This window comes from Mycobacterium sp. E796 (genome assembly GCF_001672815.1).
In the GTDB taxonomy this organism is placed as follows: domain Bacteria; phylum Actinomycetota; class Actinomycetes; order Mycobacteriales; family Mycobacteriaceae; genus Mycobacterium.
The window spans coordinates 1-19,957 of sequence record NZ_LZKK01000305.1 but is presented as its reverse complement, the minus strand read 5'-3'; the positions used below and the strand labels follow the sequence as shown (position 1 = coordinate 19,957).

The 19,957-nt window shown below is 68.9% G+C and carries 20 protein-coding genes and 1 pseudogene; 9 read left to right on the top strand and 12 right to left on the bottom strand.

Going from position 1 to position 19,957, the window contains the following annotated elements:
- From A5706_RS23900 to A5706_RS23870, 7 genes are all read right to left on the bottom strand, one after another.
- A partial coding sequence (locus tag A5706_RS23900; RefSeq protein WP_156767300.1) for a PPE family protein occupies nucleotides 1-1,001 on the bottom strand: 1,001 nt, incomplete at its 3' end.
- A gap of 2 nt (nucleotides 1,002-1,003) precedes the next feature.
- Complete coding sequence (locus A5706_RS23895; protein WP_067158321.1) at nucleotides 1,004-1,312, bottom strand: PE family protein; 309 nt, start codon at nucleotides 1,310-1,312, stop codon at nucleotides 1,004-1,006.
- A gap of 2 nt (nucleotides 1,313-1,314) precedes the next feature.
- Nucleotides 1,315-5,283 (bottom strand): type VII secretion protein EccCa, encoded by a 3,969-nt coding sequence (eccCa, locus tag A5706_RS23890; RefSeq protein ID WP_068136257.1) that lies wholly within the window; start codon nucleotides 5,281-5,283, stop codon nucleotides 1,315-1,317.
- A complete protein-coding gene (gene eccB / locus A5706_RS23885) occupies nucleotides 5,280-6,875 on the bottom strand; it encodes a type VII secretion protein EccB (protein ID WP_068136254.1) in 1,596 nt (531 codons plus the stop codon). The genes eccCa and eccB overlap by 4 nt, the downstream gene beginning before the upstream one ends.
- Nucleotides 6,872-8,725 carry a type VII secretion AAA-ATPase EccA gene (gene eccA / locus A5706_RS23880; protein ID WP_068136252.1) on the bottom strand — a complete coding sequence of 618 codons (1,854 nt, stop codon included), beginning with the start codon at nucleotides 8,723-8,725 and terminating at the stop codon, nucleotides 6,872-6,874. The genes eccB and eccA overlap by 4 nt, the downstream gene beginning before the upstream one ends.
- 170 nt (nucleotides 8,726-8,895) lie before the next feature.
- Entirely contained in the window at nucleotides 8,896-10,407 is a 1,512-nt protein-coding gene (locus A5706_RS23875; RefSeq protein ID WP_068136249.1) for a PPE family protein, read from the bottom strand.
- A gap of 118 nt (nucleotides 10,408-10,525) precedes the next feature.
- On the bottom strand, nucleotides 10,526-11,431 hold the full coding sequence (locus tag A5706_RS23870; RefSeq protein WP_068136248.1) for a class I SAM-dependent methyltransferase: 906 nt from the start codon (nucleotides 11,429-11,431) through the stop codon (nucleotides 10,526-10,528).
- Between the two features lie 232 nt (nucleotides 11,432-11,663).
- Between A5706_RS23870 and A5706_RS23865 the strand changes: the two genes are divergently transcribed.
- The 4 genes from A5706_RS23865 (at nucleotide 11,664) to A5706_RS23850 (ending at nucleotide 14,646) form a co-directional block, all read left to right on the top strand.
- Entirely contained in the window at nucleotides 11,664-12,455 is a 792-nt protein-coding gene (locus A5706_RS23865) for a metal ABC transporter solute-binding protein, Zn/Mn family (RefSeq protein WP_156767299.1), read from the top strand.
- Nucleotides 12,442-13,230, top strand: a complete 789-nt coding sequence (locus tag A5706_RS23860) for a metal ABC transporter ATP-binding protein (RefSeq protein WP_068136242.1) — start codon at nucleotides 12,442-12,444, stop codon at nucleotides 13,228-13,230. The genes A5706_RS23865 and A5706_RS23860 overlap by 14 nt, the downstream gene beginning before the upstream one ends.
- A gap of 62 nt (nucleotides 13,231-13,292) precedes the next feature.
- A complete protein-coding gene (locus A5706_RS23855) occupies nucleotides 13,293-14,153 on the top strand; it encodes a metal ABC transporter permease (protein WP_082964583.1) in 861 nt (286 codons plus the stop codon).
- Nucleotides 14,146-14,646 carry a Fur family transcriptional regulator gene (locus tag A5706_RS23850; protein ID WP_068136236.1) on the top strand — a complete coding sequence of 167 codons (501 nt, stop codon included), beginning with the start codon at nucleotides 14,146-14,148 and terminating at the stop codon, nucleotides 14,644-14,646. Before A5706_RS23855 ends, A5706_RS23850 begins: the two co-directional genes overlap by 8 nt.
- Here A5706_RS23850 and A5706_RS23845 read toward each other — a convergent pair.
- Complete coding sequence (locus tag A5706_RS23845; RefSeq protein ID WP_068136234.1) at nucleotides 14,619-14,885, bottom strand: type B 50S ribosomal protein L31; 267 nt, start codon at nucleotides 14,883-14,885, stop codon at nucleotides 14,619-14,621. The genes A5706_RS23850 and A5706_RS23845 overlap by 28 nt on opposite strands.
- Nucleotides 14,885-16,081, bottom strand: a complete 1,197-nt coding sequence (gene mrf, locus A5706_RS23840) for a ribosome hibernation factor-recruiting GTPase MRF (protein ID WP_068136231.1) — start codon at nucleotides 16,079-16,081, stop codon at nucleotides 14,885-14,887. Before mrf ends, A5706_RS23845 begins: the two co-directional genes overlap by 1 nt.
- Nucleotides 16,082-16,193: 112 nt before the next feature.
- Between mrf and rpmB the strand changes: the two genes are divergently transcribed.
- Genes rpmB through A5706_RS23815 form a run of 5 tightly spaced genes read left to right on the top strand, consistent with a single transcriptional unit; the run spans nucleotide 16,194 to nucleotide 17,581 of the window.
- On the top strand, nucleotides 16,194-16,430 hold the full coding sequence (gene rpmB, locus A5706_RS23835) for a 50S ribosomal protein L28 (RefSeq protein ID WP_066934008.1): 237 nt from the start codon (nucleotides 16,194-16,196) through the stop codon (nucleotides 16,428-16,430).
- Nucleotides 16,430-16,594, top strand: a complete 165-nt coding sequence (rpmG, locus tag A5706_RS23830; protein WP_068136228.1) for a 50S ribosomal protein L33 — start codon at nucleotides 16,430-16,432, stop codon at nucleotides 16,592-16,594. Before rpmB ends, rpmG begins: the two co-directional genes overlap by 1 nt.
- A 2-nt stretch (nucleotides 16,595-16,596) precedes the next feature.
- Entirely contained in the window at nucleotides 16,597-16,902 is a 306-nt protein-coding gene (gene rpsN, locus A5706_RS23825) for a 30S ribosomal protein S14 (RefSeq protein ID WP_068136225.1), read from the top strand.
- Nucleotides 16,903-16,910: 8 nt separating this feature from the next.
- On the top strand, nucleotides 16,911-17,174 hold the full coding sequence (rpsR, locus tag A5706_RS23820; protein WP_068136222.1) for a 30S ribosomal protein S18: 264 nt from the start codon (nucleotides 16,911-16,913) through the stop codon (nucleotides 17,172-17,174).
- 17 nt (nucleotides 17,175-17,191) lie between these two features.
- Nucleotides 17,192-17,581 (top strand): hypothetical protein, encoded by a 390-nt coding sequence (locus A5706_RS23815; protein ID WP_068136221.1) that lies wholly within the window; start codon nucleotides 17,192-17,194, stop codon nucleotides 17,579-17,581.
- 15 nt (nucleotides 17,582-17,596) lie between these two features.
- On the opposite strand, the gene A5706_RS23810 is transcribed toward A5706_RS23815, so the two are convergent.
- The 3 genes and pseudogenes from A5706_RS23810 to A5706_RS23800 all read right to left on the bottom strand — a co-directional run.
- Nucleotides 17,597-18,331, bottom strand: coding sequence for a TIGR03943 family protein (locus A5706_RS23810; RefSeq protein ID WP_068136218.1), 735 nt, complete (start codon nucleotides 18,329-18,331; stop codon nucleotides 17,597-17,599).
- Entirely contained in the window at nucleotides 18,331-19,281 is a 951-nt protein-coding gene (locus A5706_RS23805) for a permease (RefSeq protein ID WP_082964582.1), read from the bottom strand. The genes A5706_RS23810 and A5706_RS23805 overlap by 1 nt, the downstream gene beginning before the upstream one ends.
- An 83-nt stretch (nucleotides 19,282-19,364) precedes the next feature.
- Nucleotides 19,365-19,957, bottom strand: a pseudogene (locus A5706_RS23800) (hypothetical protein); the annotation flags it as partial.

Below are 19,957 nucleotides of genomic sequence, written 5' to 3'. Positions count from 1 at the left end.
TGGCCCGCGGGAGCGGCGACGGTCGTCGGGGCCACGCCGGCGACCGGCCACACCGCGGAAGCGGGCACGGCGGTCGCAGCGATGCCCCCTGCCACGGGCGCCGCCAGCGCGGGAGCCGCCGCGGCAGCCAGCGCCAGCGCCGGTTGCAGGGCCACCGGGAGGACGAGCCCGAGGAAGGGACTGAGCAGCAGCGAGGGGTACGTGATCCCCGCACCGACCCAGGAGAAAGCCTGGTAGGCAATCGCGAAGAGCAGCGGACCGTAAAGCACCAGTGCCTCAGACGGATTCGTCATGAACGCCTGGATGATCTTCACCGAGTTCCCGACGGGGTCCTGGAAGAACGTGGCGAGCTCCTGGAACATGTTCCCGTAGAAATTGGTGTACTGCGACAGCAGCTGAGACAAAAAGTCGGACGGGTTGAGCGACGTGCCCGACTGGGCGGCCGGGGAGGCCGCCCCGTTCTGATTCACGATGTTGGGAGCCGGCGCGGTGCGCGGCGCCGAGGCCAGCGCCCCGCCCGAGACGGCCTGGTAGGCGCCCATCGTGGTGGCGGCCTGCACCCACATCCGGAGGTAGTCGGCTTCGTTGAGCGCGATCGGGATCGTATTGATCCCAAAGAAATTGGTCGCCAGCAGGACCCCGTGAATGACGTGGTTGGCGGCCAGCTCCACCAGGGTCGGCATCGCCGCCAGCGCGCTGGTGTAGGCCGCCGCGGCGACCTCGTGCTGGGCCGCCACGCCCGCGCTGTCGGCGCTGGCCTGCTGCAGCCACGCCAGGTACGGGGCGTGCGCCGCCACATACTGCTCGGCGCTCGGCCCCTGCCACGCACCCGCCTGTACCGCGCTCAAAAGCCCGCTGAGTTCGCCCGCCGCCGAGGCGTATTCGGCGCTTAGCGCCGACCAGGCCCCGGCGGCCGCAAGCAGCGACCCCGGTCCCGGACCGGTGCTCAGCAACGCCGAATGCACTTCCGGCGGCGAAGCCATCCAAACGGGCGCGGTCATTTCTAGCCGCCCGCCACCCCGTAGGTCGCGGCCGCCGCGGCGTCACCGGCGAGATAGCTTGCGCCCGACTCACCCACGCCCACGCCGGCGCGGCCCAACTCTTCGACACCCTGGGCGGCGATGGCGGCGTGCTCCTGCCCCTGGGCGCTGAATCCCGCGGCCGTCTGCAGCGACACCGGATCCGCCGCCGGCGGCACCACCGCGGTAATCGCCGGAGCCGCCGCCGCGTGCGCGGCCGCCAGCCGCGCCGTCAGCGCCTCCACGGCCGCGCTGGTCGCGGCCAGGCCCTCGGGAACCACTCGCAACGTCATGACTAACTCCCCTTCTGTTGCGTATCACCAAACATGGCGGCCTCACCGACTAACGGGTTGACCAACTGCACATACGTCGGAATGTCGCTGTCGCCCAACAGAACCGCGCGGCCGGCCGGCATCCGGCCAAACCGCTGGCCCCGGATCTTGCCGCTGTCTTGCGGGTTGCCGGACAGCATCAGCGTGGTCGCCTGCAGGTCGTTGAGGCGGCGCAGCAGCGGGCTGGTCATCAGTCCGTGGGCCGAACCGGTGGCGCGCGCCGTGACGATCACCCGCAACCCCAGATCGCCGGCCTGCGAAAGCTGCGCGATCAGCGGGGTCCACGGCCGCTGCCCGATGTACGGACCGCTCATCGCCGGCGCGTCCGGTATCTGGTCGACGTCGTCGATGATCAGGTAATGGGTGTGGCCGCGGTAGGTCCAGCGGGACAGCTCCGCGGCTGACAATCCGGCCGGGGGCCGCCGCGACTCGATGATGTTGGCCAGACCCAGCATCGCGGGGGCGACCCGGTCGATGTTGGCCGTGTATTCGTTGTCCGGGAACAGCGGCTCGTCGACCAGGTGCAGCCGCCGATCCAGCACCGTAAACGCCACCTGGTCGGCGGTGGAGTGCTCGCGGATGGTGCGGATGACGTGGCGCAGCAGCGTGGTCTTTCCGGACTTGCTGTCGCCGAACACCATCAGCAGCGGGTTCTCGGCGAAGTCGACGACGACGGGAGCGAGGTCCTCTTCGCGCTGACCGATCACCACCTTCTCGGCGCCGCGGTAGAGCGGTCCCAGCGCGTCGGGCGCGAGGTTGGTGGGCAGCAGCCGAACCGGCGGCGCGGAGACCCCGGGGTAGCGGGCGTTGATGGCGCCGATCTGGTCCAGCTGGGGAGCCGCGAACAGGAAATGCTCTGCCGCCATCGTCAATCCGCGGCCCGGCTGGTCGTGCGGGACGGCGTCGGCTGGGCGGCGCAGGGCGCCGACCACCCGCACGTTGCTGTCCCGCGCGTCGTGCAACTTCAGCTCGAGCCGCAGCCCGAGGCCATCGCGCATCGCCAGCGGCACCTCCAGCCAGCTCGGCGTGGTGATCACCACGTGGATGCCGTAGGCGAGGCCGACGTTCACCAGTTCGGTCACCTTGGCCAGCAAGGGATTACGCGTGTTGAACTGGTCGGTGTTGTCCCGGCCGAAGGCATAGAGGTTGTCGATGACCAGGAACACCTCGCCGTAACCGTCGTCGGGGGCGGAGCCGTCCTTCTCCCGGAACGCCTCGCGCTGCTGGCGGGACAGCAGCAGCTGCTCCAGCTCGCCGAAGGTGCGGCGGATGCGTTCGGGTTCCAGCGCCGACGCGACGCTGCCGACGTGTGCCAGTCCGTCCAGTGCCCGCAGCTGCCCGCCGCCGTAGTCCAGGCAGTAGAACGTGACCTCGCGGGGCGAGTGCAGGTTGGCCGCGGACAGGATAAAGGTCTGCAGCGCGGTCGATTTCCCGGACTTCGGGCCGCCGTGGACCACCATGTTCCCGGCCGAGGAAGCGGCGTCGAACACCAGCGGGTCGCGGCGCATCTCGAACGGCTTGTCGATCTCGCCGAGCGGCCACCGCCATTGCCCGCGCGGCACGCCCGCGCGGGCCAGCACCTCGGTCAGCGGGATCGGTTCGTCCAGCGGCGGCAGCCACAGCTGCGGCGCACGCGGCCCGTAGCCCGCCAGTTGGTCACCGATGGTCGCGATCAGCTTGCGCGGCGGGCCGGCGTATTCCTCGTCCTCGCCGGTGGATATCACGGTGCCGTGATCGGGCTCCACCCTTCCGGCCGGGAACAGCTTCGGCTCCGGGTTCGACTGCACCACAAGGGCTTTGGCCTTCTGTGGCGGTTCGTAGATGCCGTCGACGTAGGTGCTGCGGAACTTGATCGGGGCGGCGCCCGGGGCGGGCACCAGGAAGCCCACGCCCTTGTGCTCCTTGCCGGACTCGATGTGATAGGCGTCCTCGACGCCGATGATCTGCCGGGACACGCTGGGGCTGGCCACCTTCAACCCGATGCGGTAGGAGGTGTTCTTGTCGATGTCCTTGATCTTGCCCACGTCCAGCGTCTGGGACGCGAACAGGATGTGGATGCGGAACGAGCGGCCCTTGCGAGCCACGTAGTCGAACAGCTCGGCGTATTCCGGGTGGTCGGCCAGCATCAGGGTGAATTCGTCGGCGACCACGAATAGGGTTGGCAGCGGTGGCAGGTCATGCCCCGCCGCGATGGCGTTCTCGTACTCGGTGACGGAATTGAACGCGCTGCCCTGAACCCGGCGCCCGGCCTCGCGCAGCAGCGTCTCGCGCCGCGCCACCTCGCCGCGCAGCGTGTCGGCGAACCGGTCGGCCAGCGACTTCTTCTCGGCCATGTTCGAGATCACCGCGACGACCTGCGGGAAGTTCCGGAAGCTGTCGGCTCCCGCCTCGCCCTTGAAGTCGGCGTAGATGACGATCAGCCGGTCGGCCGAGTGGGTTGTCAACAGCGACAACAGGATCGACATCAGGGTCTGCGACTTCCCGGAGCCGGTCATACCGATCATCAGGCCGTGCGGGCCCATTCCGCCCTCGGCCTCGTCCTTGAGGTCGAACATCAGTGGCTCGCCGGTCGCGGTGACGCCGATCGGAACGCGCAACTCGTCGTCGCGGCGGCGCGGCGCCCACAGCGTCGGCACGTCCAGCTGCGACGCGTCGCCGATGCCCAGCAGCGTGGTGAAGGTCGCGCCGCGGGTGGCGGCGGAGCGCAATCCGGCGTGCGTCGGGTTGGAGTCCCACCGCGACAGTTGACGGGCCAGGTGCGCGGCCTCGGCGGCGCCGAGTCGATCGGCGGTGTCGATGTACGGCTGCCAGCCGCCGGTCTGCCAGCGCTCGATAGCGCCGCGCGTGACGCGGAGGATCGGCTTTTCGGGATCCGAATACTGCTCGCGGTGCGGGGGCGTGGCCGAATAGTGCACGACGGTGACGCCCGCCCGGCCCAGCGCCAGCGTGGAGGCGTTCAGGTCGTAGTCGGGGTCGTCGACGACGATCAGCAAGTGCCGCAGCGCATCCGCGGGCTCACCCGTGAACGCGGGCCGGTCGGCGAGCGCGGGCCCCAGCGTCGCGACGAGCTCGTCGGCGTCGGTCGACAGGAAGCGGGCCGGGCCAACGCCGTCGAGCTCGCCGGGAATGTCGACGTGCGGCAACCACTTCAGCCAGGACCAGTCCGGGCCCTCCAGGTCGCGCGCGGCCAGCGCGACACCGAGCACGGTCGGGTCGTGCCACGTCACGGCCTGAGCGATCCAGGCGCGCAACACCGCCCGCGCGTCGTCCGCCTCACCAAGGACGGTGATGCGCGAGACCTTCGTCAAGTCAATACCGGTCGGAACGTCGCGCACGGTGCGCTGGGTGTCCAGCAGGCTGCGTAATGCGCTGTGCGACACCGGTTCCAGGTCGATCTCGTCGGCAGTGTCGTTGACGCGGAGCGCGGTGTCCAGGGGCACCTGGTGACGGCCCGCCCGCAGCACCAGAAAGTCGGGGTCGTGCGGGTCGCGCTCCCACTGGCGGCGCGATCCGGGCACCGCGGCGAGGCCGGCCGGGTCCGGGTGGGACCACTCGGCGGCCGCCCGCTGCTGGGTGGCCTGCGTCCGGATGTTGTCCCGGACCACCGACAGGTAGCGCAGGTAGTCGGCCCGTTCGGCGTCGACCTCCTCGGTGCGCGTCTTGTTGTCGTTGCCGCGATAGAGCGCGGTCGCCGCCAGCAGCAGCACGAAGGGGAAGAACAGCGTCTGCGGGGAGATCACCCGCATCCCGGTGGCCACCAGCGCCACCACCATGCCCACGATCAGCAGCACCAGCACGTAGGGCATCGCGCGACGCAGGAACGACGGTGGAATCACCCGCGGCAGCTCCGGGGGCGCCTCGATCGTGATGGTGCCCTTGCGGGTGGCGGGCGGCGCCACCCGCCGGCGCGCTTCGAAGATCAGTCGGCTCATCGGCCCTCCCCCTCCGCAGAAACCGGGCGCCCGGGCTTGGCGTCGGGCGCCAGGCCGTCGTGGGCGAGCAGCGCGTCGGCGCGCGACAGCGTCGGACCCGGCGCGAACAGTGACAGGACCGACCACGGCACGGGAACCGCGGGCGGGTTCAGGCCCAGGGCCTCAACGGTTTTGCTGCGGACGGCGCCGTCACCGGTTTCCGTGTCGATGCCGTAGCGCACGCCGGTGTCGGAGACCCAGAACAACGACCCGGCGGCCGGGGCGGCCGGCCCGCCGCCCACGGTCTGCGTGAAATAGCCGGTGCCCGGCGCCAGGGCGACGCGGGCCGCGACGCCCGGGGTGCTACCACCGACCAGGTCGACGGTGCGTATCCCCTCGGGCACCGGCAGCACCGAGCCGGAGAGCAAGCCGAGCGAGCTGGTTGCTGCCCCGGTCGGCTTGCTCCAGTGGGCACAGGTGACGGGATCCTTGGCCGCGTCGATGAGGGCGACCTGCTGGTCGGGGTAGCGGCTGGTGTCGAGCAGCCGCGACACCGGCAGCTTGGACACCTGGTCCGCACCGAGCCGCGGCGGTTGGTCCAGGCCATAGGAATTGGAATTGCGCAGGATCGCGGCCAGCACGGGCGAAACCTGCTGCAGGCCGTCGGGCAGCACCGCGTAGTAGCGCACGTTCTGCTCCAGCCCGTAGGAGACGACGACGCCGCCGATCGGAGCCGGCACCGAAAAGCCGGCGGGCGCACCGGCATTCGGGATCGACGGCGGCGCGAGCGCGGGCGATTCGGGGATCGCGTTGAACAACCCCTGTGCGATCGGCCGCGCCGCGGGCACCTCGGAATTTCCGACACCGAGGCCCAGCGCGTTGGTCACCGCGTGGTTGGCCAGGTCGATCTGGCTGCGCTTGCCGTCCCAGAGCAGCCAGGTGCCGGTGCCGTTATCGACCAGGATGCCCTGATTGGCGTGGATCGCGCTCGCCCGCGCGCCGTCGCCGTCGGGGCGGCCGGCGACCACCGTGACACCCGTGCTGTGGGCGCCGTGCGACGTTCCGCTCACCGCGTCGCACACCGTCCAGTCGGCGTCGTGCGAGGCGTTCTGCACCATTCGCTCCGGCGCGCCTGGAATGCCGATCAGGTTGCCGCGCGGAAACCGGTCCAGCTCAGAGCTTTTCACGGTGGTCGGGTTGACCGGCTTGCCGACGATCAGCCGGGCCGAGGTCAGGTTGAGCACCGGGTGCAGATCCTCGCCGACCCGCACGTACAGCGCGGCGGTCGACCGGTCGGCAAGCACTGAGTTGTTACCCGCCGAGCCGCTCGGCCGGATCAGCGAGAACACGAAGCAGCCCGCCAGCCCGGTGATGAGGATGAGCGCACCCATCAGCACCGCGCGCGACTGGGTGCGCAGCGGGTCGACGAGCATCCTGGTGTCGTGCAGGGCGATGCCGGAGGCGATCCGGCGCATCACGAAACGCCAGCCCGTCACCTGGTGACGCGTGACGAAGCCGCGGCGGTATTCGACCCTGTCGGGATTCTCGTTGACCGGGGTTCGGGATGCGAACGAACGCCGATCCCCTTCGGGCTCATGGTTATTGGTCGTCATGCCGGCACCGACAGCCCGAGGCCGCGCAGCAGCGGCTCCACCGACTTCTCGACGTCCTGGTCGGTGATCGTCATCAGCTCCTCGTCACTGAATTCCCCGGTTCCGGCGTGTTCGGAGTGGTCGAGCCGGAATTCTCGTTCCTCCTCGGAGCGTTCGACGATGTTGCGGACGAACCGGCCGTTACCCGCGATGTCGAGGTTGCGCCGCGAGATTCCGTTGGCGTCAGGCGTGGACTCGGTGGCCAGCTTCGAGAACAGAGCCTCCATGTGCTCGAGCGCGGCGGGCTCGAAGACGCTGTCGCGTTGCTCGGCCATCTTGTGTGCGATCTCCACCAGCTCACCGGGCGTGTAGGAGGGAAAGTCGATGTTGCGGGTGAACCGGGACCGCAGGCCCTCATTGGTGTCGAGGAACTTGTCCAGATCGGCCCGGTAGCCGGCGATGATGACCACCAGCCGATCGCGGTCGTTTTCCATGCGCGCCAACAGGGTGTCGATCGCCACCAGCCCGAAGTCGTTCTTGGCGCCGGTGGCCACCAAGGCGTAGGCCTCATCGAGGAACAGCACCCCGTCCAACGCGCTGTCGATGATCGCGTTCGTCTTGGCCTCGGTCTCGCCGATGTGCTGACCGATGAGGTCGGCGCGATGCACCTCCCTGATGTTCTCTCGCTTCAAAAGACCCAGGCCGCAATAGATCTTGGCGACGACGCGGGCGATGGTGGTCTTACCGGTCCCGGGCGGCCCGGCGAAGACCAGGTGGTGGGTGCGCTGCGCCACCGCGAGCCCGCGCTGCTTGCGCACCAGCTCCATGGCCACCGAGCTCTTCAGCCGCGACACCTGGTTTTTGACCTCGTCGAGCCCGATGAACTCCGCGAGCTGGCGTTCGGCCTCGTGCAGCAGCGCGGCCTTGCGCTCGTGGGCGGCCGGGTCGACGAAGTCGTCCGCGCTGGGCTCGGTGGCGGGATCCCACGGGTCGGTACGGGCCTCGATGCGGGCCGCCGTGGTGGTCACGATCCCAAAGCTGGTGTCGGACAGGGCCTGTTCGATCTGTTCGTTGGCGGGGTGGGCCGCATACAGGTCGTGCAGCACGTCGCTTGCCGACTCCTCGTCGACGTGCGCCCGCAGCACCAGCGCCTTGGCCAGCGCGCCGTCCACCGCCGCGACGGCGACGGGCCCGTCGGGTTCCTCGAGGTAGGACAGCGCGGGCGCGAACATTCCCAGGCGGGCCAGCGCGGTGCCCAGCGCGATCTTCGCCGCGTGCGAGAAGGTCTCGTCGAGATCGGTGTCGTTGACGATCGGGGTGAGCAGCTTGACGACGTCCGACCAGCGCTCGGCGCGGTAGTTGATGACGACGGCCACCCAGCGGGCCTCGCGCCAGCTCGGGCGGCGTTCGATGAGGCCGGCGACGATCCGGTCCGCGTCGGCAAACCGTCCGTCGGTTGCCAGCGCCGCCGCGTAGGCGAGGTGGAAATCGTCGGGCGTGGCGGCGCGGAACTGAAGGTACAGCCCGGTCTCGTAGCGGAAGCCCAGGGCGCCGGGAGCCAGTTCGACGTGGCGCTGCAGTGCGCCGGCCGTGGCCGCGGTGCGTGAGACGGCCTCCAGCACGCGCAGGGAGACGTCGCCGGCGGCGGCCAGCCCGGTCCAGGCGTCGCATTGGTCGTGGGCGATCCGCGTCAGCGCGGTGAAGCCGGAGCGGGCCGCGGCCAGGTCAGCCGGGCGCTGGCGCTCGTACACCGAGATCCCCAGGGCGCGACAACATGTCGCGAACCGGCTGACGATATCGGCGTCGACCCTGCCGTCTGGACGAGAATTCGCAGGCCGGGCTGCGAGCACGCCGGCGTCACCGCGTTCCACGGCTGTTACTTCCCATCTATGTAGCTTCCCCTAACCTAACCTGCCTGAAGTTAGCATTGCCTAAGCTTGTTGTCGAGGCGCCCACGGCTCACCCGAGTTGCGCCACCGCCTCCCCCTTCGCGGCCGCTGACCAGGACATTCCGCAGCAGGGCCACCTCGACCAGCTGAGCCTACTGAAAATCGTTTTCATTATCAAAAGCATCCGGGGGCCAAGTTTGCGGCACCATCGGCACCGACGGGCCGCCGCCGAAGTGGTCCCCCGCCAGGGTGGCCAGGCCCCCCGCCGGGACCGCCTGGGTGCGCGCGGTTCCGGCGAAGCCCAATGGCCCGGCGACAACGTCGGACGCGGCGGTCGCGGCCGTGTCGAAACCGGGCTCGTCGTCCGTCTCCCACTCCGGATCCACGTACTCGTACCGGTAGCCGCGGTGGTGGTCGTTCATCGCCGCGCGCCGTCGGCGGCGCGCCCGTTCCGCTTCTCGAGCCGACGCCCCGGCGGCCGCCGCGGCGGCGGCGCTATCGGGTTCCGGCGCTTTGCGTTGGGCGCCGGTGCCCAGGCCGGTTCCCGAGCCGATGGTCGGGCCGCCCACCAGGTAGGGAAAGGCGCCCCCGGCAACGCCCGCGGGGGGCGGGGGCGGGACCCCGGCCGCCGTCGACGCCGGTACCGGCGCGGGAGCGGGCGCCGTGGCCGGGGTCGGGGCCGGGGCGCTGGAGGCAACGGTTACCGCCGGGGAGCCGGCGGGCGCCGGCATGGCGGGCGCGTCGGGCACGGGTGCGGTCACCACGGCGGGAGCCGGGCCGGGCTGGATCCCCGACAGCCCGCTCAGGCCTGCGAACCCGGCCAGCGAACCGGCGCCGAGCGGCGTGATGAGCGCGAGCGGGATAACCGCCTGCAGCTGTGGGAAGGTGTCGATGACTTCCCCCACGTGGGTGAACTCGTCCGCAACCAACAGCGGGATGTCGTTCTCGATCTGCGATATCGACTGCGCGGGGTTTTCGGGGAATTCCTCGAGGTCCCTGCCCAGGGTTTGGAAGATCTCGAGGAACCGGTTTTCCCACCAACTCAGCTGTGTCGGGTCGCCGGCGTCGTTGTCGATGATGTCGCCGCTGTCACCGGTGTCGCTGCCGTCGCTGTTGTCGTCGGCGGCATGCAGGATCTGCGGCGCGGCATCGGTCTGCGGCGCCGAGGCCACCGCCGTCCCGGCCACGGTCTGATAGGTGGCCATGGTGGTGGCCGCTTGGATCCACATCCGGACATAGTCGGCTTCATTGAGCGCGAGTGGAACAGTATTGATCCCGAAGAAGTTTGTCGCCGCCAGCACCGCGTGGATCGCGTGATTCGCGGCCAATTCCCCCAGGGTGGGCATCGCGGCCAGCGCGGCGGTGTAGGCGGCGGCGGCGGTCTCGTGCTGGGCGGCCACCGATGCGCTGTTGGCGCTGGCCCGCATCAGCCAGGCCAGGTAGGGCACATGCGCGGCCGCATACTGCGCCGCGGTAGGCCCCTCCCACGCCCCGGCCTCGACCGCGGCCAGGACCGACGCCAGTTCGTCGGCGACGGACGCGTACGTCGCGCTCAGCGAACTCCATCCCGCGGCGGCGGCCAGCAGCCCACCGGGTCCCGGACCGCTGCTCAGCTGGGCCGAATGGATCTCCGGCGGCGACGCCATCCACACGGGCGCGGTCATAGCGGCGACTCCTTGACGATTCGGGCCGGACTTGACGGCCGCCTGGGCCGTTGGGCGGCGTCACGAGCCCGTAGGAGTAGTCGCTAACCGGCGCGGGAAAGTTCCCGGTCGGTTCCGGTCAGTCCTTGACCGCGCTGACCAGGGTGTTGCGGGCGATCATCGGCCCGGCTTCGGTGTCCGGGCCGGGCACCGGGCGCCCGACCTGTCGCAGGTAATCGGCGAGCGGTGTGCCGACGGCCGTCCACCCGCGCCCGCCGAACCACTCGGCGGCCGGCGCGTGCTGCTCGTTGTAGACCAACTGGAAGAACAGGCGCTGGTCGCCCTCGGCGGCGGCAGCGCGCTCTTCCTCGACCGCGGCCTCGAACTCGTCGGGCGCGAGCGGGGCGCCGTCTTCGATCGCGACGTGGCTGCCGTGGCCGGCCAGGCCGTCGATACCGGTGAACAGCTGCTCCTGCGCGCTGGCCGGCAGATAGATCAGCAGGCCTTCGGCGATCCAGGCGGACGGCTTGGCCGCGTCAAAACCGCTGTCCCGCAAGGCCTGCGGCCAGTCGTCCCGGAGGTCGACGGGGATCTCGCGACGGTCGGCGCGCGGTTGGGCGCGGTGCTCGGTGAGCACCTCGCGCTTGAAGTCCAGCACCTGCGGGCGGTCCAGCTCGAAGATCGTCGTGGCGCCCGGCCAGTCCAGCCGGTAGGCGCGGGAATCGAGCCCGGCAGCCAGGATGACGACCTGCCGCACGCCCGCCTCGGCGGCCCGGCGGAAGTATTCGTCGAAGTACCTGGTGCGGGCGCCCTGGAAGTTGACGAAATGCACGCCGAAGTCCTCGGACTTCAGCGGATGGTCGGGATCCTTCCCGTCCAGCACGTCGGCCGCGGAACCGCCGACGGCACGGCAGAACAGCTCCGCGTACGGGTCGACGGCCAGTGGGTCGGGCTTCTGCGCCTCCAGCGCTCGGGCGGTCGCTACGAACAGCGCCGTCGAACCGACACTCGTTGTGATGTCCCAGGTATCACCTTCGCTACGCACCCAACCGACACTACGCGACCGACGATTCCGGGCAGCCCCTCGCGGATCACTAATGAAAACGGTTATCGTTTCTGGTGTGAGTGTGTCCCGACCCCTCCTACGTCCATGGGTTGTCGTCGTCGCGCTGACACTCGCCATTGCAGGCTGTTCCACAAACCCGACCAAAACCTCTTCGCCCGCAGCCACCGGCAGTACCGCCGCGGCTTCCTGCCCGACCGCCACGGTCGCGGTAGTGGTCAGCGTGGATCAATGGGGCGACATCGTCTCCGAGCTGAGTGGTGCATGCGGGATCGTCAAAACGGTGTTGGCCAGCTCATCCGTAGACCCGCACGACTACGAGCCCTCGCCGGCGGACGCGGAGTCCTTCGCGGGCGCCAAACTTGTTGTCGTCAATGGCGACGGTTACGACTCGTGGGCCTCCAAGCTGGCCGCCAGCTCCGCGGCGGGCGCGCACGTGGTGAACGCCGCCGAAGTCACGAAGACGCCGGATGGCGCCAATCCGCATTTGTGGTATCTACCCTCGGCGGTGAACGCCGTCGCCGATGCCGTGAGCGCCGAGTTGACCAAAATCGACCCGCAAGCAGCTGACTACTTCAGCCAGCGCCGTGCCCAATTCACCTCCGCGATAGCCCAGTACACCAGCCTGATCGACAAGATCAAGGCCGGCGCCGCGGGCAAGTCCTATGCGGCCACGGAAACCGTCTTCGACTACCAGGCGCAGGCGCTGGGTCTGAACAACAAGACTCCGATCGGATACCAGCGCGCCTCGGCCAACGGGACGGACCCGTCGCCGGCCGACATCGACGCGTTCCGCGGCGCGCTGGCCGCCCGGCACGTGGACGTCCTGATCTACAACACACAGACCCAGGGCTCCATCCCCGAGCAGATCCGCTCGGCCGCCCAACAGGCCGGGGTCCCCGTCGTTGACGTGACCGAGACCGTGCCGCCCGGGCAGACCTCATTCGAAAGCTGGCAGTACACCCAGCTCGTCGCGTTAGGCAAGGCGCTCGGTGTCAGTGTCTGACCCCGCCGCCACTCCGCCCGCGCTCGTCTTCACCGACGTCAGCGCGATCCGCGGTGGGCGGCTCATCTGGTCTCACGGCACGTTCACCGTTCCGGGCGGCGGCATCGTCGCGGTGATCGGCCCCAACGGGTCGGGCAAGACGACCCTGTTGCACATGGTCCTCGGTTTGGTCCCGGCGGCCGGTGGACAGATCGCGGTGTTCGGCCGCCGCCCCGGGCAGGCCAACGACAGCATCGGCTATGTGCCGCAACACTATGCCGAGGCCTCGGGGGAAGCGATCCGCGCCGCCGACGTGGTGATGCTCGGGCTCACCGGTCGCCGGTGGGCGTTTGGGCGCAGCACGGCGGCCCAACGGGAGCGGGTCGATCACGCGTTGGCCGCCGTCGAGGCCACCGATATCGCCGGGCGGCGGCTGTCGAAGCTTTCCGGCGGACAACGCCAACGTATCGCGCTCGCCGCGGCCCTGGTGGCGCAGCCGCAGCTGCTTATCCTCGACGAACCGCTGGCGTCACTGGATTTTCACAGCCAACGTGACATCGTCGCACTGCTGGCCCGACTCCACACTGAGCTGGCGGTGACCGTCCTCGTGGTCGCCCACGACCTCAACCCGCTGCTGCCCATCCTCGACAGCGCGATCTACCTGCTGGACGGGCATCCGCATTACGCACCTATCCGCGAGGTCGTGGACGAAGCGCTGCTGACCCATTTGTACGGCACTCCGATCGAAGTCGCGCACACCCTGCACGGGGAGCTGTATATGAGGAGCACATTGTGACCGCCCACTTCGAAGCCTTAGCCTACCAACCGAATTGGTGGCCCATCTTGACATCGCCGTTCATGGGCAACGCCCTTGTCGGTGGCACTGTCGTCGCGCTGGCCGCGGGCTTGATCGGCTACTTCGTCGTGGTGCGGCAAACCGCTTTCGCAGCTCATGCGTTGGCCCACATCGGTTTTCCCGGCGCTACAGGCGCGGTTCTGTTGGGCCTGCCGGTCATCGTCGGGCTGTGCGCATTCTGCGTTGGCGGGGCGCTGGTGATCGGCGTGTTGGGCAAACGCGCCGTCGATCGAGAAGTGGTCACCGGGACCGTTCTCGCCGCGGCGAGCGGCCTCGGTTTGTTCTTCAACTCCTTGGCCACCAAGAGCTCGAGCACGTTGACCAACGTGCTGTTTGGAAACCTCCTCGCCATCTCCGACGATCAACTGGTCAGCTTCGCGGTCCTGCTGCTGGTGCTAGGGCTCAGCGTCGGCCTCATCTACCGGCCTCTGCTGTTCAGTTCGGTGAACTCCTTGGTTGCCGAGGCCAAAGGCGTACCCGTCCGCGCGTTGTCCATGATCTTCATGGCGCTACTCGGGATCACCGTGACGATGGCGGTCCAGGCCGTCGGGACTTTGCTGTTGTTCGCTCTGGTGGTCACCCCGGCCGCGACCGCGATCATGCTGACCCCGCGGCCGGTCGTGGCGATGATCACCTCGACGGCGATCAGCTTGGGCGCGGTGTGGCTCGGCCTTGGCGCGTCGGCGATGTTCAACCTGCCACCGAGTTTCCCGATCGTCAGCATCGCGTGCGCCGTTTGGTTGACCGTCTGGACGGGCAGCCGCCGCAAACGCGTTGCCGCTCAAGCGATCGCCGAATCGGATGGTGGCTCGACGTCCATAGCCTCGTCACCGAGGCAGACCTCCGTTGTCTCGAATGGTTGACGGCGATCCCAGCTCGTCGCGTGGCGAACCCCGGCGACGGCGTTCCACGGCCAAGCAACGGGCGGTGTTGGAGGTCTTGCGGGAGCAGGCGAACTTCCGCAGCGCCCAGCAGATCTACCTGGACGTTCGCCAGAACCGACAGCTGAGGATCGGGCTGACCAGCGTGTACCGCATCCTGCGCACCCTGGCCGACGACCGCGTCGCCGAGACGCAACGCGCCGAGGACGGCGAGATCCTTTACCGTCTGCGTACCGAGACCGGTCATCGTCATTATCTGGTGTGCCGGCGGTGCGGCGAAGCCGTGGGATTCACCCCGGTCGACGTCGAAGAACACACCGACCACCTGAGCCGCCAACACCAATACACCGACGTCACTCACTACGTCGATATCTACGGCATTTGTCCGCGCTGCCGGACTGCGCCGGGATCCGAACGGGTATCCCGTCGACCGCCTCCCGCCGCGCTTCAAGCGGACGATCGCCGGCTGCCGTAGCGGCGGTTGAATTTCTCCACTTGTCCGGCGGTGTCGACGATGCGGCGCCCGCCGGTCCAGAACGGGTGCGAATCGGAGGTGATCTCGACAACGATGAGCGGGTACGTCCGCACTCCGTGCGGCGTCTGCCACTCGACGGTGCGCGCACTGGTGAGTGTCGATCGGGTCAAAAACATCGCACCGGTGGTGGCGTCCTGGAATACGACGGGATGGTAGTCGGGGTGGATGCGGGGCTTCATCAGGTGTCTCCGTCCTGGGTGTGCCGGGCGGGCGTGTCGTCAGCGGACTTCGTCAGGCCGGCACACGGGTCTTCGTGCCAATCACCGAACGGGTCGTCGTAGTGGGCCCAATCCTGCGGGCAGCGGTACTCCGCGTCGGTGAGCAGCGCGCCGTGCAGGCCATCGAGGATTTCGGAAAGCCTTGCGCCGCAGAGCAGTACGGTCATCGCGGTGTGTCGGTCACCGTGCCGGTCGTCCCATCTCAGCTCCGCGAAGGCGCGTCGCTCGGAGTCGATCCCGGCCTGCTCGGCGACCGTCATGGCCGCCAGCCATTTGCCGGCCGAGCTCACCCGGAGTCCGCCGCCGGCCGATTCCAACCACATCGCGTGCTCGGGCTGACTGGCAAGCCAGAGCCGTCCCCGGGTTCGGATCACGCCGTCGAGCAGCAGGTCCACACACGAATGCAGACGTTGCGGATGAAAGGGGCGCCGAGAATTGAACTCCACCAACGTGATCGGGCCGCGGGAATCCAGGGGCGGCTCTCCGGCCAGCAGCGGACCGTGCGGATCATCGCTTCTGCCTCGCCGCGCGTCGGGCGGCAGATCCTTCAAAGCGTGCTCGATCCCGTCCGGGCCCACCATGATGCGCGCGCGGGGTGACAGACGACGCAGCACACCGGTCACGTGCGGGTCGGGTCGGTTGAGCACGATCACGTCGGCGAATTCGGCCTGACCGACGACCACCTGGGCCCGGGTGCGTCCGTCGTCGAGTTCGGCATCGCCGAGCGCGTCATCCAGCCACACCGACGATTCGACACAGGTCACCACTGCGGCGACCGAGACATCCAGCGCCGCCGGCCCATCGACGTAACCGGGCGCCACACGGATCCGGACATGGTTGATGGCAAAACAGATGGGTTCGGGTTCCAGCCACGGCGCCAGGTGCACGACGACGCGCTCGACGTCGTCGCGCCGGTGTAGCTGACGCAAGAGCACCAGCAGGTCATTGCGGATGGTGCAGGACACGCACCCGTGCGCGAGCTCGACCCCGGCCTCCGCCGTCGTCAACACCCGATGCTGCAGCATCGCCGTCGTCCGGCGCACCACATGACCGTCGAAACGGTGCTCCACGACCAGCGTCCCGGGAGCGCGCAGCAGCGCTCCCACGACCGGATCGGTGCCGGCCTGACCGGCGACAAGGAAGACGGGCGTCCGCATCAGTCCCCTTCGTGAAAATCATTTTCATTAAGAGCTCTTCGTACGGTACCGTGTTCGGCGGGGCTTGTCGAAAATGATTTTCAATAAGGTCGATCGGCCGGGAAGGGAAACAGTGTCCGCTCATTGCCAAGTGACCGGCCGCGCACCGGGTTTCGGTAATGCGGTGTCGCATTCGCACCGCCGCACTCGCCGGCGCTGGTCACCCAACATCCAGCTCAAGACGTATTACCTGCCGTCAGAGGACCGCCGCATTCGCCTGAGGGTCAGCGCCAAGGGCATCAAGGTCATCGACCGCGACGGCATCGAGGCCGTGGTGGCCAGGCTGCGCCGGGAAGGGCAGCGAATCTGATGGCGCGCAACGAGATACGCCCCATCGTCAAGCTGCGCTCCACCGCGGGCACCGGCTACACCTACATGACACGCAAGAACCGGCGCAACGATCCCGACCGGCTGGTACTGCGCAAGTACGACCCGATGATCCGCCGCCATGTCGACTTCCGCGAGGAGCGCTGAGCATGGCCAAGAAATCCAAGGTGGTCAAGAACGACCAGCGGCGTGCCATCGTGGCGCGTTATGCCGAACGGCGCGCCGAACTCAAAGAGATCATCCGTTCCCCGTCGAGCGCGGCCGAACAACGGGAAGCCGCGCGACGCGAGCTGGCGCGGCAGCCGCGCGACGCCAGTGCCGTGCGGCTGCGCAACCGCGACGCCGTCGACGGTCGCCCGCGCGGGCACCTGCGCAAGTTCGGGCTGTCGCGGGTACGGGTCCGCCAATTGGCCCATAACGGGCAGTTGCCCGGCGTTCGCAAGGCGAGTTGGTGACCGCTCGAATGGCTGGCAAACCTCGGCGCGATCGTCGGACCGCGGAACTCCCCGCCAAGCCCAAGAGGAATCTTCTGACCAGCCTGGGGCTCATCGCGGTCGACTACAAGGACACCGCCTCGCTGCGGCTGTTCATTTCGGAGCGGGGCAAGATCCGCTCTCGCCACGTGACCGGTCTAAGCGTCCAGCAACAACGGCAGGTCGCCACCGCGATCAAGAATGCGCGCGAAATGGCGCTGCTGCCCTACCCCGGCCCGACCGCGGACCACTGAAACGGGTGGGCTAAGACGTGACTTCGCCGCGCCGCGGTACCGACCGCCCGTTCACCGTCGTCGTCTGCACCACGTGTACGGCCGAGGACGTCATCTCGGTCATCGAAGAACTTCGTCCCACGATCCGGCGCTGTCCACGCGCCATGCTGGTCTCCGCCAGCTGCATGCTCGGACCACTCACCTGCGCGTCCCGCCCGTCCGGATGCGGCGTCATGGCTCTCGTCCAGCCCTGCACCGACGACCGGAAGCCCTGCGGACCACCCCATTGGATCGGCCCCATCACCGACGACGGCGAGGCGGCGGCTCTGCGCGATTGGCTGGAGCTCGGCCAATGGGAAAACACGCCCGTGCCAAGGCATCTCGACAGGCACCAGTTTTGGGCCCGCGACGCCGGCCGAAGCAATTGAAGTTACGACAACCCATCAACGCGGATAGTCGTAGGGGTTGGCCGGGGCATCGATGCGTGTGATCGCGGCAACCTGCATGGTCGGAATCGGCGCGGCTGAAGTCGATTGCCGCGGTGCGACTTCGCCTTCGACCCGAAGCCAGGTGTTGTCCGGCAGTCCCGCGGCCTGTGCGGCGGCCGGGCCACGCAGATGGATGCGCGCCAGTTGGGCGTCGGCCGCGCAGCAGATGATGACCACGCGGCCGAGATCAACACCCTGCGCCTCGTTCAACACAAAGCCCGTCACGGTGATCGGCCGATCCTTCAGCGAGCCCGTGGTGTCCTGCGCCTCGCGCATGAGCAGCTCTGGCAGCGACAATTCGGGAGCCCGGCCAGTGGGCAACGGCGGAAACGCCCTATTCAGAACGTCATTGGACACCGACGTCACCGACGGCGCGGCGGCGGACGGGCTCAGCGCCGGCGGCGTGACGAAACACAGGGCCACGATGGGAACGACGAGCAGCCAGATGATGGCGTGTCCATGGGAGTGCACGTGGCCGTGATCATCGGCCTGATCACTGATTCGCGGACCGCCGCGGCGGATATCGCCGAGCATCGCCAATAGCGCCAAGCCGATGAGCAGCACCGCCGAAGCGACCAGCCACGGCAGCAGTCCCGGCTTGACATAGCGGGTGAACTCGCCCGTGATCGTAATCATGACGATGCTGATGCCGACCACCAGCAACACGGTGTTCTCGGTTTCGCGGCTCATTACCTGCCACCAAGAACGAACAGCCCGACACCGCAGGCGCTTGCGATCGCAACGATGAAGGTGATGGGGGCGAAGCGGGCCGCGAAAGCCCGGCCGAACATGCCCGCCTGCATCGCGAACAGCTTGACGTCGACCACCGGGCCCACGACCAGAAACGCGAGCCGGGGCAGCAGCGGCACCATGGTCATGCTGGCGGCCACGAACGCATCGGCCTCCGAACACAACGCCAGCACCACCGCCAGGACGGCCATCACCAGAACCCCGAGGACTAGGTTTGCCGCCAGATGCGCGAACACCCAACGCGGCACCACCAAATGAAGCGCGGCCGCCGCGGCGGCACCCACTACCAAGTACGAGGCAGCCTGCAGGAAGTCGTGCCTTGCTGCCTCAGTGAATACCGTCCACCGCGACTCCGTCCGCGTTCCCGAGGTGGGGAGCCGGCGGGTGATCCACTCCGCACGGCCCCAACGTGACCATGCCCAGCCCATGATCACCGCGGTCAGCAGCGACGCCCCCATGCGCGCGATGACCATCTTGGGCGCACCGGGAAATGCGACTGCGGTGGCCACGAGCACCACCGGGTTGATCGCCGGCGCGGCCAGCATGAAGGTCAAAGCCGCCGCCCCGGTGGCCCCTCCTTCGCCGAAAAGTCGGCGTGCCACCGGAACTGAACCGCACTCGCAGCCTGGCAACGCCGCCCCGCCCGCGCCGGCGGCCAGCACCGCGATGGCCGGACGACGCGGGAGCCAGCGCGCCAATCGTTCCGGCGACACGAACACCGCAATCAACCCGCTGACCACTACGCCAAGCGCCAGGAAGGGGACCGCCTGAACGAACACCCCACAGAACACGGTCCCCGCCGTCGATAACGCCGGGCTGAGGGCGACTGCGTTCCGGAGCCTCGTTGCCGCGAAGGCGCCGACGAGCAGAATGCCCACCAGCACTTCCATCGATCCGACGCGCAGCTTGGGCCTAGTCCTCACAGTGGCCACGTTGACAGTATGTCAGCGCGCGGCCACCCGATCGGCCAACGCTAGCCCCCACGCCGCTCGCCGTCGTCCACCGCTGGGTCCCATGTGCCCGGCACCATCGGCATCTTTGGCCCGCCACCGAATTCGTCACCGGCCAGTGTGGTCAATCCCGCCGCCTCCGCGATCGCCCCCTTACGCGCGGTGCCGGCAAACCCCAGCGTGCCGCCACCCTGTTCCGACGCCGTCGTCGACGCCGGCGCGTCCCAGTCCGGGTCGACGTCGACGTTCATGTCCATGTATTTGTCGCCGTACCCGCGTTGCTTCGCGCGTTGGCGCCGGCGCGCCCGCGCCGCCTCCCGCGCGGCCGCCGCTGCCGCCGCGGCCGCCGAATCGGGTTCCGGCGCCTTCCTTTTCGCGCTGGAGCTGGCGGCCGCACCCATCCCCGAACCGGACCCGATGCCGGGTGGCCCTACCGCATAGGGAGCGAAGAAACCCGGCGAGCCCGGGACCGCGGGCGGCGTCGGGGCCGGACCCGCTGGGGCGGGTGGGCTAGAAGGCGTGGGCCCCGGCGCCGGTGCCGAGGCGGGGGCCGCGGCCGGCGCCGCTAACGTCGGACCCATGGCGACCGGCAGCAACGGCGGCGCGGCGGGGAGGG